This is a genomic window from Limnospira sp. PMC 1279.21, from assembly GCF_032349615.1.
Taxonomy (GTDB): Bacteria; Cyanobacteriota; Cyanobacteriia; order Cyanobacteriales; family Microcoleaceae; genus Limnospira; species Limnospira fusiformis.
The window spans coordinates 1-1,159 of the sequence record NZ_JARPLU010000412.1 but is presented as its reverse complement, the minus strand read 5'-3'; the positions used below and the strand labels follow the sequence as shown (position 1 = coordinate 1,159).

The following is a 1,159-nucleotide window of genomic DNA, read 5'->3' as shown; positions in this document are numbered from 1 at the left end:
TAGGAGGTTATTTCAGGCATTGCAGCCTTATTTCACTCCTAAACGTCTCGCACTTCTAAATTTATACTGGCGTTCAAATCTCTATCAATCTTCAGCCCACAGTTCTGACATTCAAAAGTCCGACGGACTAGGGGCATTTTTTGACGATGGCCACAGTTAGAACAAAGTTGACTGGATGGATAAAATCTATCCGCAATCATTAACTTTGAACCATAACGTTCTGCCTTGTCACCTAGTTGCCGACGGAACTCATAAAATGAAGCATCAGCGATAGAACCCGCCAAACAATGATTTTTCAACATTCCAGACACATTCAAATCTTCAATGACTACTTGGCTGTGGTTTTTAGCCAAAAAAGTAGTGATTTTATGAATCGTGTCCCGCCGAATGTTTGCTACTCTTTGATGTAGCTTTTGAACTTTTAAGAGACATTTGGCCCAATTTTTCGAGCCTTTGACTTTGCGACTTAAATGACGTTGTAATCGAGCTAGTTTTTTGGTCGCTGCTTTATAAGCCTTGGGATTAGAGAATTTTGTCCCATCGGAGCAAGTCGCCAAATTGTTAATTCCTAGGTCTACCCCGATTCTCTCTCGATATTTCGGTGTAATTTCTGGCGTGATTTCTACGAAAAAGCTAATATACCAGTCACCTGCTTGGCGCGTTATAGTGACTTTCTTAACCCAACTTTCGGGTAGACCCTCAAATGTAGAAACCCAGCCCACAAAAGGCAGCTTATGGCGAGTTCCTGACAGATTGAATGGCTTTCCGGAATTGTCAAGCGTAAAACTATCATGGTGGCCTTTCTTCTTAAATTTAGGATAACTGCTTATTCCCTTGAAGAAGCGCTTAAAGGCATCCCCTAGATTAATGAAGGCATATTGATCAACTTTAGAAGACAATTCAGACATCCAAGGATATTGAGGTTTCACATAATGAGTAAAAACCTTTTTGATGGAGTTGACGTTAGGCTTGAGTCCCTCTTCATAAGCTGACATCCATAAGTGTAATCCCCAATTGAACACAAATCGAGCATACCCCGCGTGTTTGGCCATCAAGGTGGCTTGACGGTCATTGAGTTTTAGTTTTGTCCGGAAAGCTTTGTAAGGGTTATGGTCGAAAGGGAAGTCACCTTCCCCAACTCCACTTCCAAACCGTACTT

Annotated in this window: 1 protein-coding gene; it reads right to left on the bottom strand. The window is 41.7% G+C overall.

Going from position 1 to position 1,159, the window contains the following annotated elements:
• Window positions 1–38: 38 nt before the first annotated feature.
• Window positions 39–1,052, bottom strand: coding sequence for an RNA-guided endonuclease TnpB family protein (locus P5683_RS25045; protein WP_315642103.1), 1,014 nt, complete (start codon window positions 1,050–1,052; stop codon window positions 39–41).
• Between the last annotated feature and the right edge of the window lie 107 nt (window positions 1,053–1,159).